The organism is Bartonella sp. AA78NXGY, from assembly GCF_042197005.1.
Lineage (GTDB): Bacteria > Pseudomonadota > Alphaproteobacteria > Rhizobiales > Rhizobiaceae > Bartonella.
The window spans coordinates 35087-50344 of sequence record NZ_JBHIRI010000003.1; the positions used below are offsets into that span (position 1 = coordinate 35087).

The following is a 15258-nucleotide window of genomic DNA, read 5'->3' on the forward strand; positions in this document are numbered from 1 at the left end:
TGAGATAATTTTAGCAAAAAACAAAAACCACCGTATGTTGTATTTCGTCGTGTTTTTTAGTTTTGTCGGTTGGCAATCAGATCTTCAACAACTTGTGGTTCGGCAAGAGTTGAAATATCTCCGAGAGTATCAAAATCGTTTTCAGCGATTTTTCGTAAAATACGTCTCATAATTTTCCCTGATCGCGTTTTGGGAAGCTGCGGAGCAAACTGAATTTTATCCAATATGGCAATAGAGCCTATTTCTTGTCTCACATGCTTGATAAGGTCTTTTTGCAATTCTTCACTTGGCGCTGTTCCTTCCATGAGGGTCACAAAACTATAAATTCCTTGTCCTTTAATGGGATGCGGGTAACCCACAATAGCTGCTTCTGATACAGAGGGATGAGAAACAAGAGCTGATTCAATTTCAGCGGTTCCTAATCTGTGCCCCGAGACATTGAGAATGTCATCAACTCGTCCTGTGATCCAATAATAACCGTCGCTATCGCGCCTACAGCTATCGCCTGAAAAATATTTTCCTTTATAGGAGGAAAAATAAGTTTGAATAAAGCGTTCATGATCCTTATAAAGTGTGCGCATTTGTCCGGGCCATGAATCACTGATACAAAGAGTGCCTTCTGCTTCACCTTCTAAAACATTGCCTTGGGCATCAACAATTTGGGGTTGAACACCAAAGAAAGGACGTGTGGCCGATCCTGCTTTGAGGGGGGTTGCACCAGGCAAGGGTGTGATCATATGCCCTCCTGTTTCCGTTTGCCACCATGTATCGAGAATCGGACAACGGTCATTTCCAATTATATGATAAAACCATTCCCATGCTTCTGGGTTAATAGGTTCTCCTACTGTGCCTAAAAGACGCAACGATGTTCTGTCTGAGTGTTCAACAAACGAATTTCCTGCTCCCATTAAGGCGCGGATAGCTGTTGGTGCGGTGTAGAGTGTATTGACTTGATGCTTGTCGACAATTTCCCAAAATCTTCCTTTGTCAGGAAAGGTTGGTGTGCCTTCAAACATTAAAGTGGTCGCACCATTACATAAAGGTCCATAAACCAAGTAAGAATGGCCGGTTATCCAACCAATATCAGCCGTACACCAGTAAACTTCATCGGGGTGGTAATCAAAAACATATTGGTGAGTCATCGAGGCAAAAACAAGATAGCCTGCTGTGGTATGCAAAACACCTTTAGGTTTGCCGGTGGAGCCTGAAGTATAAAGAATAAAAAGTGGATCTTCAGCATTCATTGGTTCTGGTGGACAAGCTGTTTTGGTATGAGCTATCTCTTCGTGGTACCAAAAATCACGCCCCTCTACCCATTGAATGGGTCCACAAGTCCGCCGTATAACCATGACTTGGTCCACATGCACGTTTTGGCGTGCTGCTATCTCAATAGCATGATCAACATTGTCTTTTAAGTTGATCCGTTTGCCGCCACGCAAGCCGTGATCAGCGGTAATCATAAAGGTTGATTCACAATCGACAAGGCGTCCTGCTATTGCTTCAGCAGAAAAGCCTGCAAAAATAACCGAATGAACAGCACCAATGCGAGTACAAGCAAGCATGGCATAGGCTGCTTCGGGAATCATAGGAAGATAAATGGTTACTTTATCGCCTTTCTTAATGCCACGACTTTTCAAAAGATTAGCAAAACGACAAACATGTTCATAAAGCTCGTTATAGGTTATTTTTTTATCATGATAAGGATTATCTCCTTCCCAAATGAGCGCGATTTTGTCTCCATGGGTTTTCAGGTGGCGATCAATGCAATTATAGGTAACATTTGTTATCCCATCTTCGTACCATTGAATGGAGACATCTCCGTTAAAAGAAGTGTTTTTTACTTTTGTAAAAGGTTTAAACCATTCAATGCGTTGACCATGTTTGGCCCAGAAGCTTTCTGGATCATTGATGCTTTCTCGATACCATTGTTGATAAGTTTTCTCATCGAGTAAAGTATTTTTTTTGATCTCTTCTGATATTGGATAAATTTTTTCAGTCATGTTTCCCTCTTTTTATTGTTTGGAAAAATCTGCCTCTGTATTTTTGTATGGTTATATTTGTGGCAGAGTTTTCCCAAAAGCTTTTCATTATGAGGTTAGACTAAATGACAAAGATTAGAATAGTCAATTTTTAAATCTGATACGTTTTTCTTAAAAAGGTATTTTATGCTTTTAAGATATTCAAATATGGCAAAGACTATTGCGGTATAGAGCTTTTTATAAACGCACAAAGATATTAAAAAAATATCCTATAAAGGAGAGGGAATGAGAATGCTTTTTAAAAGAATAAATTTACTAAATATTAATATAAACCAAAATATCTACATAAACTATCAAAAATAATGAACATAATTACTGTATATAATGTTGTTTTTATAGCTACTTTCCAACTGTAACCACCAATTTTTTTAAAACCAATAGCATATATAGGGATGAATACAAAGAGAATGCAAAACAGCCTTATTATTTCATAACGAATATTCATTATAAAAAATCCTAAATTATAATAGGTGATCCGTAATAGATATCTCTGAAAAATATTTTGTCCATAGATATTTGGTATATTCTTTCCAATATTTACAAAAATACTAATTTCAGAGATATCTTTGTCGCTATTCTCTATAAATTAGAACCAACATTCACGACCTTTTTCTATAAAGCCCAAAGATCATCTGCTAAGAATCCACCTGCGGCGCCTAAGAGTCTACCTGTAAATGCACCCGCTGGTCTTCCAGTTATACCACCTAGAATTGCTCTGCCTATTCCTCCATCAAAAGCTCCATGCCAACCCTCTTGCGCCTATGTGAGACATAAAATCATTAGTACTACATGTATTTCCATAAATGATAGGTGTTGAATCATGTATCGTATAAGTTAAACCTGAACCAAAATGTTTCAGTTTAATACTCCTAATATTATCTACATTAAAAATATTAATCATAATTATACATTTCAAATGTCTATCACGTATTTTTAGAGAAATTACAAATATAAACTTTAAAAATGGTGATAAAAATACTGTAATAAATAATAACTATATTGTATTAATACTTTTTTATATGTGAAATCTTCTTCTTAAGAAGATAATAATATTACTTATAAATTTTTAAAATATAAGTAATGACACCATGTTTTTCTTAATTAAAGTTTAAATTTAGAAAAATTGCGTGTATGAAAAGTTGAAGTTTTTCTCTTTGTTTAAGAGAACGACAAAGGAATAACGGCGAAGGAATATCGTTATTGAAATCGGTTTCATTACCATTGTTTTGCCTGCATGTATTATGCGCATATGCTTGGGATTAGTTCTTTTATTTTTCAGGCGGATATTGACTGTATTTACGCTTTGTAGAGCATAGAAAGCCTCTATGCTATCGTTGATCTTATAGATTGCTAGCATGTTGTTTAGCGCGGCTCTTGGTGCTCTATTGGGTATTTGAGATGTTTATTTTGCTCAAGTGACTTACATGAAAGAGTTTTGTTATTGTATTATGCAGCCATAAGCCTCTTTTGCCTGCTTTACGCCATTGGCATGCGGGGAAATTGTTTACGCATGTTGGAGAAGTTAAGAGAATGCGTGATTTTCAATGAAAATCATTGCGATAATCGTATTCAATATTCTTTTGCTATTAGTGATTTTGCGACAGTTTTTTCATTCATGCTCAACGCCCCTCTTATCATTTTGCTTTTATATAAGGATTTATTTTTTATGTTGCTTTTGCTGGAGAGGCGTTCAGAGGGGAGTAAAGTAGAGCCAATATGCGAGAATATGAGAGCCAAATTGTAATGCTATTTTGAAGCTATTGTACGTGTTGTGGATGTGCCGGTGAGAAATTTGAGAAGACCAGCTTTTTTGCTTATTTTGCTAACAGGATGAAAGAGGGACTGGAATCTTTTTTGCTAGAATTGCTCCTTTATTGAGATTGAAGGAAATATTTTTCTCATTTCTGCTGTTTTTGGCTTGTTCGTAGAATCTTCAATGGGAATTTATTGAAGGGGGAATAGATTTATATGAGGGGAAATTGCTTTACACAGGGCGTTTTCCAAATAAAGCGGAGCCAATGCGAAGGACATTAGAGCCAAACTGTAGAGCGGTTTTGAAATCACTGGACATACCCATGGAAAGCTTTGGAAGACCTGCTTGTTTTGCTAATTTTGCTAGAAGAGCGAAATAGGGACCGGGGTTTTCGTCGACAGGGGGGATGCCCATAAGTCCGATGATATCAAGTCCATAATTGTTTTTGCATTGGTTGACAAAAGATGTAGCTTCTTGTGGTGCTATACCACTTTTTTGCGGTTCTAAGCCAATGTTAACTTGAACATAGCAGGGGAGATGCTTTTTTTGTTTTTCCATTTCTTCAGCTAAGCTTTTGGCTATTTTTTCACGGTCAACCGTTTGAATAACATCAAAAAGTTTGATCGCCTCTGCTGTTTTATTTGATTGTAGGGGACCAATGAGATGAAGTTTAATATTTTCAAATTGTTGACGTAAAGCAGGCCATTTTTGTGCTGCTTCTTGTACGCGGTTTTCTGCAAACAAAGATTGGCCTGCTTGCAAAAGGGGTCGTATATCAATAGCAGAAACAGTTTTTGAAACAGCGATAAGTTCAATTTCTTCTACAGGGCGTTGTAACTCTTGACATGTTTCAGCAATGTCTTTTTGAAGGTTTTGCCATGCTTCAACGGAAGGGGCATCAAGGGGTGTTTGTGTATTCATATTTTTGTGCTTTACCTTTTTTGTTCAAGAGTTGGTCGTTTTTTTTTAAAGTTTTATAAAATACTTAGGGAAATATTTCACGAAAATGTTGACGATGAGGTTAATCCATGGTCAAGCATAATAAAACAAGTTTTTGGTTCAGTTTTATTAAAAGAGTATAATGGGAATGACGATTGAGCATTATAAGATAGGCGAACGCTATAATCCACGGGCGAGAGAAAAAAAATGGCAAGAAATTTGGGATGAAAAGAAAATTTTTCAGACTGTCCAAGAAGATGCTCGTGAAAAATATTATGTTTTAGAGATGTTTCCTTATCCTTCTGGCCGTATTCACATGGGGCATGTGCGCAATTATGCCATGGGGGATGTGGTTGCACGCTATAAACGCGCCAAGGGGTTTAATGTGCTTCATCCCATGGGGTGGGATGCTTTTGGGATGCCGGCTGAAAATGCTGCTATGCAAAATAAAGTGCACCCTAAAACTTGGACCTATCAAAATATTGCGGTGATGCGTGGGCAATTAAAGCAATTAGGGCTCTCGATAGATTGGACTCGGGAATTTGCGACTTGTGATGAGGAATATTACCACCGCCAACAAATGTTGTTCCTTGATTTCTATCAAAAGGGGTTGGTAGCACGTAAAGTGGCTAAGGTGAATTGGGATCCTGTTGATCATACTGTTTTGGCCAATGAACAGGTTGTTGATGGGCGGGGATGGCGTTCTGGTGCGTTGGTGGAACAACGTGAGTTGACGCAGTGGTTTTTCAAAATTAGCGACTTTAGTGAAGATCTCTTGGCAGGGCTTGAAGAGCTGAACCAATGGCCTGAAAAAGTTCGCACCATGCAAAAAAATTGGATTGGAAAATCACAAGGTTTGCTGATTCGTTGGGCTTTAAAGTCGACAGGTGATGCTGATGATGTTTGTGAAAAATTTGATGAGGTTGTTTGTTATTCAACGCGCCCTGATACACTTTTTGGTGCTTCCTTTTTAGCGCTGTCTGTTGATCATCCTATTGCACAAGCTTTGGCAAAAAAAGACAAAGCATTGAGTGCTTTTATTGAAAATTGTCGGTGTGGTGGAACGACAACGGCAGCACTTGAAACAGCTGAAAAACAAGGGTTTCTCACGCCCCTTTTGGCTGTTCATCCTTTCGATTCAACAGTACATATTCCCGTTTATATCGCTAATTTTGTGCTTATGGACTATGGAACAGGGGTTGTTTTTGGTTGTCCAGCTCATGATCAGAGAGATTTCGATTTTGCGCGTAAATATGATCTTCCAATAAAACCGGTGGTTTTACCAAAAGGAGAGCAAGCAGAAGATTTTGTCACACCTGAAACACCTTATACGGGTGATGGGGTGATGATCAATTCCAGTTTTTTGGATGGTTTGACACCTCGACAAGCTTTTGAAGAAGCTGCTAAAAAGCTTGAAAAACAAATGCTCAATGGGCAACCGCAAGGGAAGAAAACAGTGCAATTTCGTTTGCGTGATTGGGGGATTTCACGTCAACGTTATTGGGGGTGTCCCATTCCGATGATCCATTGTACAACTTGTGGGGTTGTTCCTGTTCCACGTGCCAATTTACCGGTTGTGTTGCCTGATGATGTTACTTTTGATCAACCAGGAAATCCTCTTGCACGACATGAAACATGGCAGAATGTTACTTGTCCTTCCTGTGGTCAACCTGCCAAACGTGAAACCGATACCATGGATACATTTGTTGACTCTTCTTGGTATTATGCACGCTTTACGGCTCCTTTTGCGCAGGAACCTGTCGACAAACAAGCAATCTCTGAATGGTTGCCTGTGCAACAATATATTGGTGGAATTGAGCATGCCATTTTGCATCTTCTTTATGCACGCTTTTTTATGCGTGCCATGAAATTGGTCGGTCATGTGACGGTAGATGAGCCTTTTAAGGGGCTTTTTACCCAAGGTATGGTGGTGCATGAAACCTATCGAGATGATCAAGGGTGGGTTTCTCCAGCAGAAATTTCGATTGTTGAAAAAGATGGAAAGCGGTGTGCTTATAAATTAACCGATCAAAGTGAAGTGACGATTGGTTTGATTGAGAAAATGTCAAAATCAAAAAAGAATGTCGTTGATCCTGATGATATTATTGCATCTTATGGCGCTGATACTGTGCGTTGGTTTGTGTTGTCAGATTCTCCTCCCGAGCGGGATGTCATTTGGACAGAATCTGGTGTTGAAGGTGCACATCGCTTTGTACAGCGTGTTTGGCGCCATGTGGCTGTGAGTGCTTCTATTTTAAAGGATGTGGCGCCTTGTGCAGGGCATCAGGGAGCGGCTTTGGAACTCTCAAAGGTCGCACATCGCACGCTCCACGCTGTAGAAGATGATTTGGAAAAATTCGCTTTTAATCGGGCTATTGCACGCCTTTATGAATTCTTGAATATTATGGCGCCGTTGTTAAATAGGATAGAAAGTGTTGACGATGAAATGAAAGCTTCTTTACGTCAAGCCATGGATTTTTTTCTTGCTATGATTGCACCCATGATGCCCCATTTAGCAGAAGAATGTCATGCTGCTTTAGGGGGAAAAAATTTAATATCTGCGCTTGCTTGGCCTATTTATGATCCCACGTTAACCGTTGCGGAATGCTATACTTTGCCAGTACAAATTAATGGTAAAAAACGTGGTGAGGTGAGCGTTGCAGCAACTGCTGATGAGGTGATGATTAAAGAAGCGGTTTTGGCGTTAGATTTTGTAAAGGCGCAGCTAATTGAAAAGCCTGTGAAAAAAATCATTGTTGTTCCACAAAGGATTGTGAATGTCGTTTTTTAGAAGTTCTATTCTTGTCATTTTAGCTGGTGTATTCACACTGTTGTGTGGATGCAAAGTTGAACCGCTTTACCGTCAAGAGTTGCAGAGTGCAATGACAATGGATTCTGCTTCTTATGGGAATCCTGCTTCTGGATACCCTTCTGGACAAGCTTCTTTGGGATTAGCGCAAAAGCTTGCTTCTATTATTGTGGAAGAACCTTCGGATCGTTTTGGACAAATGGTGCGCAACCATCTGCTTTTTCTTTTGTATGGAAATGGTGCTAAACCTTCTCTACCTGCTTATCAATTGGCATTACAGATATCCGTCTTTACAAGAGAATCTATGCAGATAGAGGTTGATTTCGAGAAAAAGAGAAAGGGACGACCTTCTGTTGGAACTGTTATGAGCAGAGCTTCTTACACTTTGCAGGATATGAAAAATACTCTTGTTGCAAAAGGAACAGCAATGATGAATGCATCTTTTGAGCGACTTCGTCAAGAATATGCAACGCTGCAAGCAGAAGAAGATGCAAAAAAACGTGTTGCGGAAGAGTTGGCTGAACAGATCTTTTTGTTACTTTCAAAAGATCTTTCCAATAAAAATTCTAGATATTAAGCAATATTTTGTCCTGTTTTTTTCCAGTCGTTGAGGAATATTTGCAACCCTTTGTCGGTGAGAGGGTGTTTGACCAGTGCTTTTAAGATTGCTGGTGGAACTGTTGCAATGTCAGCACCACTGAGTGCTGCTTCTTTGACATGATTAACGGTGCGGATTGAAGCGGCCAAGATTTGTGTTTCAAAGTTATAGTTATCATAAATTGTGCGAATTTCATGAAGCAGTTCACTTCCATTATTTCCACAATCATCAAGTCTACCAATAAAAGGTGAAACGAATGTTGCGCCTGCTTTGGCGGCAAGTAAGGCTTGATTGGCAGAAAAACAAAGTGTGAGATTTGTTTTTAGTCCTGCTGCTGTGAGGGCTTTACAGGCTTTTAATCCATCGAGTGTTAAAGGAAGCTTGATACAAATATTGTCGGCAATCTTTGCTAAAACAGCTGCTTCTTTCATGATGCTTTCAAATTCCGTTGCTGCAACTTCAGCAGAAACAGGTCCGCTAACGAGAGCACAAATTTCTTTTGTAACATCAAGAATATTGCGTCCTGATTTTAGGATAAGAGAGGGATTGGTGGTAACACCATCAACAAGGCTTAAATTCTGTAACTCTTGAATTTCTTCAATATCGGCGCTATCCACAAAAAATTTCATCTCTAACCTCTTCTTTTTAGCTTTATCCTATTTTTTGTTATGCGCTATTGTTGACTGCAAAAGCAAGAGAAAGAATTAATATCTGTGTAAAGAACAAGAATGCTATGGTGTTAATCATGTACCCGTTTTCGGTAAAGAAATATGATTTATCGTTTCCACACCCATTTCATAGTGTTACTCGTGATAAGGCATAGAATTCATTGCGTACCAATATTTTTGCGTATTGGCATCTTTGCGTAGCGGTGTTTTTATATTTATGGAAATAAGCTAGCATTATCAAACACTTTGCTCATTTCCTATTTGCGATTGCTCTTGATATTTGAGAGTGCATCATAAGATACCTTCCTTTTTTAGGGGGTATGTTTAACTTTGTTTTTGATGAAAGCGGATGGATTTATTTTGTCGTAAAACACTGTTGAAGAACGCCTGTAAAATTTTACGCATGAAGGGTTTTTTATGGTCAATTACATTGATTTATTCTGTGTTCTCCATTCTTCAACAATACGCTTTTGTGCTGCTTGTATTGTTGCTTGATTCTCAATCAAGCTGAAAGATGTATACATGTGTTTTCACGTTTTGGCACAAAGCCAAGGTGAATATTGTAACGGCTCCATTTGCAATATTATTCTCCCTATAATTAAAATCATGGGATACTCTTTCATCAATAAGGATTTACAAATGTTCCTCGATGGGGTTGAAATGAGAAAAATTCATCGTATTGAGGGTTTTATTACAATAGGTAAAATGATGATTATATCTTTATAAATCAATTTGTTGAAGATAAATTGAGATATGAGGCGGTAAAAAAATAAAAGTGTGCGTTGGGAAGAAGTCATATTATGGGATCGCTTTGTTGAAGGATGCACTTAACCGATAGCATGTTGAATGCTTAATAGTGATGCGCTTTATTTGCACAGAAGAATGGCGCTGGTTTTTTTGCTATAGAGTTTTTTATTATAGACGATGAGATTGGTTCTTTTATTGGCACTTTGGTGATGAAATGAGTATTAAAAAGAATTTTTGTTAGAAAAGTGTTGTAATCGGGGGATTGAATCCTGCAATGAATTTTATAAGAGTGTTTAAAGATTAAGGTTTAGGCCTGTTGGTGTTCAATAGGTCGTAGATTGGTTTAAAAGATGAATTCAAACATGATAGAGGAAAAGATTGTATCCGTATTGGTTCCTCTTCCTGTTGCTCACGCTTATAGTTATAAAGTTCCATCTTCTATGGAGGTGAACGTTGGTTCCTTTGTTCGGGTTCCGTTGATGGGGCGTGAGCTTTGCGGTTTTGTTGTGGACGTTGGAGAGCAGACAGCCGATGGGCAAAAGTCTGCTCCTGTGGCGCGTGAAAAATTACGCTCTCTGCTTCATGTTTTTGATTGTCCCCCATTAAAGGCAGAAATGATCACATTTTTGCGTTTTGTTAGTCGCTATACAATGGCACCTTTTGGTCTTGTAGCACGATTGGTTTTGTCGGTACCGGCTGCTTTAGAGCCGGAAGCGCAGATGCTGGGTTTGCGATATTGTGGTGGAAATGTAGAACGTCTCACACCAGCGCGATCACGGATTTTGGAATTGGTGCGTAATGAGAAGATATGGACACGTTCTGGTCTGGCACATGCGGCTGGAACTTCGGTTTCTGTTGTTGAAGGTTTAAAAGCGCTAGGAATTTTTGAAGATGTTAAGGTTCCTGCTCCTGATCTTGTGGCAATGCCTGATCCTGATTTTTGTCCCCCTCAGTTGCAGGGAGCGCAAAATGAAGCAGCAACATTATTGCGGGAAGGTGTTTTATCTTCTCAGTTTCAAGTTTTTTTGCTTGATGGTGTTACCGGATCAGGAAAGACGGAAGTTTATTTTGAAGCGGTCGCTCAAGCCTTCAGAGGAGGTAAGCAGGTTTTAATTTTATTGCCGGAAATTGCTTTAACGCAGCAGTTTTTAGATCGTTTTTATGCACGCTTTGGCGCTGCGGCAGCAGAATGGCATTCTGATCTGACGCCACGTCGTAGAGAACGCGTCTGGCGGCAAGTTGCAGAAGGGCGGGTGCGTGTCGTTGCGGGGGCTCGTTCAGCACTTTTTCTTCCCTTTCATGAGCTTGGCTTGATTGTTGTCGATGAAGAGCACGATAGCGCTTATAAACAAGAAGAGCGCATTTTTTATCATGCGCGTGATATGGCTGTTGCACGGGGCTCTTTTGAGCATTTTCCTGTTATTTTATCTTCAGCCACACCGTCGATTGAAAGCCAAGCCAATGTTTTAAAAGGGCGTTATCAAAAGGTGCATTTACCTTCCCGTTTTAAAGAAGCTGCACTTCCACAGTTGCGGGTGGTTGATATGCGCCAAGGAGGGGTGCAAAAGGGGCGCTTTATTTCCTTTGCTCTTGAAAGGGCTTTAAAACAAACGCTTGATAAGGGCGAACAAGCTCTTCTTTTTCTTAATCGTCGTGGTTATGCACCTTTGACTTTATGCCGAATTTGCGGACATCGTTTTCATTGTACCGATTGTTCAAGTTGGTTGGTAGAACATCGTGCGCAAGGGCAACTGAAATGTCATCATTGTGGATATCATGAACCACTTCCTGAAGCCTGTCCTGAATGCGGAACCTTAGATCATCTCGTGGCTTGTGGACCGGGTGTGGAAAGAATTGCCGAAGAAACACAAATGCTTTTTCCTCAAGCGCGATCATTGATCCTTTCAACAGATCTCAAAGGAGGGATTGGGAAGTTGCGAAGCGAATTACAAGCCATTGCAAATGGCGATGTGGACATTATTATTGGAACACAGTTGGTCGCTAAAGGACATCATTTTCCCAAGCTCTCTCTGGTTGGCGTTATTGATGCTGATCTTGGTCTTGCCAATGGCGATTTACGCGCAAGTGAACGTACCTATCAGCTGCTTTCTCAAGTTACCGGAAGAGCAGGGCGTGTGGGATTGAAAAGTTTAGGATTATTGCAAACTTATCAACCAGATCATCCGGTCATCAAAGCCTTACTTGCATGCCAGCCAGAAGATTTTTACACACGTGAGATTGCAGCACGTCAGCATTATCATTTGCCTCCCTATGGGCGGCTTGCCTCTTTGATCGTGTCTGCACAACAGCGCCAAGCAGCAGAACATTATGCGCGCGCATTGCGTCAGGCAGCGCCACGGGAAAAAAATATCTTGGTTATGGGACCAGCAGAAGCGCCTTTGGCTTTGGTTCGGGGGCGTTATCGTTTTCGGCTTTTGCTGCAAGGACAGCGTTCTTTTGATATACAAGGGTTTATACGTGCAATGCTTAGCGGTACACCCAAAATGCCCAGTTCCGTTCGGGTTCAAATTGATATTGATCCGCAAAGTTTTTTCTAAAACCAGTATCGCATAAAGTGAAGGTCTCTTTGCTTAAGGTGCTTTACTTGAACTCTTATATTATTCAGAATAAGCATCCAAGCAGCAAAATATGATACATGTATTGCATTAAGTAGAGCCACGGGAAAAAATATCTTTGTTATAGAACCAGCAGAAGCGCCTCTCTTCTTCGAGGGCACTATCATTTCGGCTTTTACTTCTTTTTTGTATGAGGGACAGTATTCTTTTGATAGGCGGATTCTTTTTATAAGGGCTGAAAATGCTTAGCTGTACACCCAAAATACCCAATTCTATTCGCGTTCAAATTGATCTATGCTTTTTCTAAATCAGTGCAATATAGTGCCATATAAAGTGAAGCTATGCGGGCTTAATGAAGGGCGTGATTTTGATAAAAAAATTTGAAAAGAGAGAATTTGTCGATATTTGAAGCTTGTCCGGTATGAAAAATGATATATTATCATTATAAATCAATGTTTTGTATATTTAAAGAGTGTGCTTACAAGAAAATATTACTTGGTGAAATTTTTTAAAAGGAGTGGGTATTTGAAGAAAAAAGAGCAATGTTTTCTTTAATTTTTAGGAGGATATTCATTATTTTTTCTTTCTTATCAGTTTGAAATAATAGACTTTTTCAATCGCAGCTGCATCTCATTAAAGGTCTTGTGGTGATAAAGGGAGTGTTTTTGGGAGAAGAAGTATTTTATTATGGTGGCAAGGGCATTTGAAGAAAAATCAAAGAGAGTGAAAAAATCGCTCAGAGAATGTCAAAAAGAGGCATAAAAAAACTGTGATGCCATCCTGTATATCTAAAAAAAATGCTTTTCAAAAATATTTTGAATATTTTATTAAAATTTTTAAAAAGCAGCGATTTGTGGTGTTGCGAGTCGGCTATGTCTATGCTAGAAACCAAGTGATTTTTGTTCTAGGTTTTAAGAAAAAGATTCTTAAGATTGAGAATGTCTGTTTCATTTCATCTGATAACTATCAGAGAGTCGCTCAAGGGAAAGAGGCGGTATTTCGTGTCGGATTCATTTTCTCTCATACCGCTGCCGTTGGTAGATCAACGCTATGCGCAAGCGCTTTTTGATTGCGTTCAAGAAGCCGGAAACGTTGAAAAGGTTGAAAAGGCAGTAGAGGATCTTTTACTTGTTTTGGAGCATAAGGATTTAAAACGCTTTGTGCTTAGTCCATTCTTTTCAGTTAAAGAGCAAATTAAGGTGATGCAATCTGTTTGTGCAAACATCAAATTTGCTGATAAAAACGCAGGGCAGGTCATTGGTAATTTTTTACGCGTTATTGCAACAAACCGTAGGCTTAGTGCCGTATTTGGTATTTTACGTGCTTTCCAGCATTGTGTTGCACGCGCTCGTAGGCAGGTTACTGCGCAAATTGTTTCTGCATGCCCTTTAAGTTCTCAACAAAGACAAGAGTTGTGTGAGGCTTTGCAAGGTGTTGTTGGAGGAAAAGTCTTGCTGCACATCATTGTGGATCCAACAATTCTTGGTGGATTAATCGTTCGTGTGGGATCGTCTCAAATTGATACGTCTCTTCTCACAAAATTGTCTTCACTTAAGCTTGCATTGAAAAAAGAGGTCAGCTGATGGATATTAGACCATCTGAAATTTCAAAAATTCTAAAAGAGCAAATCAAAAACTTTGACCAAAAGGCTGAGGTTTCAGAAATTGGTTGGGTTCTCTCTGTAGGGGATGGTATTGCTCGCGTTTATGGTTTGGATAATGTCCAAGCAGGGGAAATGGTCGCCTTTCCAAACGGTGTGCGTGGTATGGCACTCAATTTGGAAGTTGATAATGTTGGTGTGGTCATTTTTGGCTCAGATCGTGATATTCGTGAAGGTGATTGTGTAAAGCGGCTAGGCGCTATCGTCGATGTTCCTGTGGGTCCCGCTTTGCTTGGGCGTGTGGTTGATGCGTTGGGAAACCCTATCGATGGGAAGGGGCCCATTAAAGCAACAGAGCGTCGTCGTGTCGATGTTAAGGCTCCTGGAATTATTCCGCGTCAGTCTGTCCATGAACCGATGTCGACCGGATTGAAAGCGATTGACGCACTCATCCCTATTGGACGGGGGCAGCGTGAATTGGTGATTGGTGATCGCCAAACAGGAAAAACAGCAATTTTGCTCGATACATTTTTAAACCAAAAACCTTTTCATGAGACAGGGGCTGGACGAGAGCAAGACAAAGTTTATTGTATTTATGTGGCTATCGGTCAAAAACGTTCGACGGTGGCACAATTCGTTAAAGTTTTAGAAGAACGTGGAGCGCTGGAATATTCTATTATTGTTGCAGCGACCGCTTCTGATCCAGCACCACTGCAATTTATTGCACCTCTTGCTGGGTGTGCTATGGGTGAGTATTTCCGTGATAATGGGCAACATGCTTTGATTGGTTATGATGACTTATCAAAACAGGCGGTGGCGTATCGTCAAATGTCTCTTTTATTGCGTCGTCCTCCAGGTCGTGAAGCTTATCCGGGAGATGTTTTCTATCTGCATTCGCGTCTTTTAGAGCGGGCTGCGAAGTTGAATGCGGAAAATGGATCTGGGTCGTTGACAGCTTTGCCAGTTATTGAAACGCAAGCAAATGATGTTTCTGCCTATATTCCTACAAATGTGATTTCGATTACTGATGGGCAAATTTTTCTAGAGACTAATTTGTTTTATCAAGGAATTCGTCCTGCTGTAAATGTTGGTCTTTCTGTATCACGTGTTGGTTCTGCTGCACAAATTAAGGCAATGAAGCAAGTTGCTGGCTCGATTAAAGGTGAATTGGCGCAATATCGTGAAATGGCAGCTTTTGCGCAGTTTGGCTCTGATTTGGATGCGTCAACCCAGCGTCTGTTAAATCGGGGTGCGCGTTTGACAGAGCTGTTGAAGCAGCCGCAATTTTCTCCACTCAAAACAGAAGAACAGGTGGTGGTTATTTTTGCGGGTGTGAATGGCTATCTTGATGCTTTGGCGGTTTCTGATGTTGCGCGGTTTGAGCAGGGACTTTTAGTGCTGTTGCGTAGTGATTATCAAGATCTCTTAAAGGCAATTGCTGAGCAAAAGCAAATAACAGATGAGCTGAAAGATAAGTTGATAACTGTTCTTGATACTTATGCGAAAAATTTCTCGTGATGAATTGATGG

The 15258-nt window shown here is 39.9% G+C and carries 8 protein-coding genes; 5 read left to right on the forward strand and 3 right to left on the reverse strand.

Annotation, left to right across the window (positions count from 1 at the left end):
• Positions 1–56: 56 nt before the first annotated feature.
• A complete protein-coding gene (gene acs, locus ACFINL_RS02585; RefSeq protein WP_375649796.1) occupies positions 57–2000 on the reverse strand; it encodes an acetate--CoA ligase in 1944 nt (647 codons plus the stop codon).
• Between the two features lie 2023 nt (positions 2001–4023).
• A complete protein-coding gene (locus tag ACFINL_RS02590) occupies positions 4024–4713 on the reverse strand; it encodes a YggS family pyridoxal phosphate-dependent enzyme (RefSeq protein ID WP_375649803.1) in 690 nt (229 codons plus the stop codon).
• A gap of 166 nt (positions 4714–4879) precedes the next feature.
• On the opposite strand from ACFINL_RS02590, the gene leuS reads away from it, so the two are divergent.
• Both leuS and lptE read left to right on the forward strand, forming a co-directional pair.
• Positions 4880–7522: a leucine--tRNA ligase gene (gene leuS / locus ACFINL_RS02595; protein WP_375650182.1), complete on the forward strand. Its 2643-nt coding sequence runs from the start codon at positions 4880–4882 to the stop codon at positions 7520–7522.
• Positions 7509–8117 carry an LPS assembly lipoprotein LptE gene (lptE, locus tag ACFINL_RS02600; protein ID WP_375649811.1) on the forward strand — a complete coding sequence of 203 codons (609 nt, stop codon included), beginning with the start codon at positions 7509–7511 and terminating at the stop codon, positions 8115–8117. Before leuS ends, lptE begins: the two co-directional genes overlap by 14 nt.
• Here lptE and fsa read toward each other — a convergent pair.
• Complete coding sequence (fsa, locus tag ACFINL_RS02605) at positions 8114–8767, reverse strand: fructose-6-phosphate aldolase (protein ID WP_375649816.1); 654 nt, start codon at positions 8765–8767, stop codon at positions 8114–8116. The two genes, lptE and fsa, sit on opposite strands and share 4 nt — an antisense overlap.
• Before the next feature lie 1148 nt (positions 8768–9915).
• Between fsa and ACFINL_RS02610 the strand changes: the two genes are divergently transcribed.
• The 3 genes from ACFINL_RS02610 (at position 9916) to atpA (ending at position 15247) form a co-directional block, all read left to right on the forward strand.
• Entirely contained in the window at positions 9916–12111 is a 2196-nt protein-coding gene (locus ACFINL_RS02610; protein ID WP_375611720.1) for a primosomal protein N', read from the forward strand.
• A 1019-nt stretch (positions 12112–13130) separates the two neighbouring features.
• Positions 13131–13712 (forward strand): ATP synthase F1 subunit delta, encoded by a 582-nt coding sequence (atpH, locus tag ACFINL_RS02615; protein ID WP_375611721.1) that lies wholly within the window; start codon positions 13131–13133, stop codon positions 13710–13712.
• Positions 13712–15247, forward strand: coding sequence for a F0F1 ATP synthase subunit alpha (gene atpA, locus ACFINL_RS02620; protein WP_375611722.1), 1536 nt, complete (start codon positions 13712–13714; stop codon positions 15245–15247). Before atpH ends, atpA begins: the two co-directional genes overlap by 1 nt.
• Positions 15248–15258: the final 11 nt, after the last annotated feature.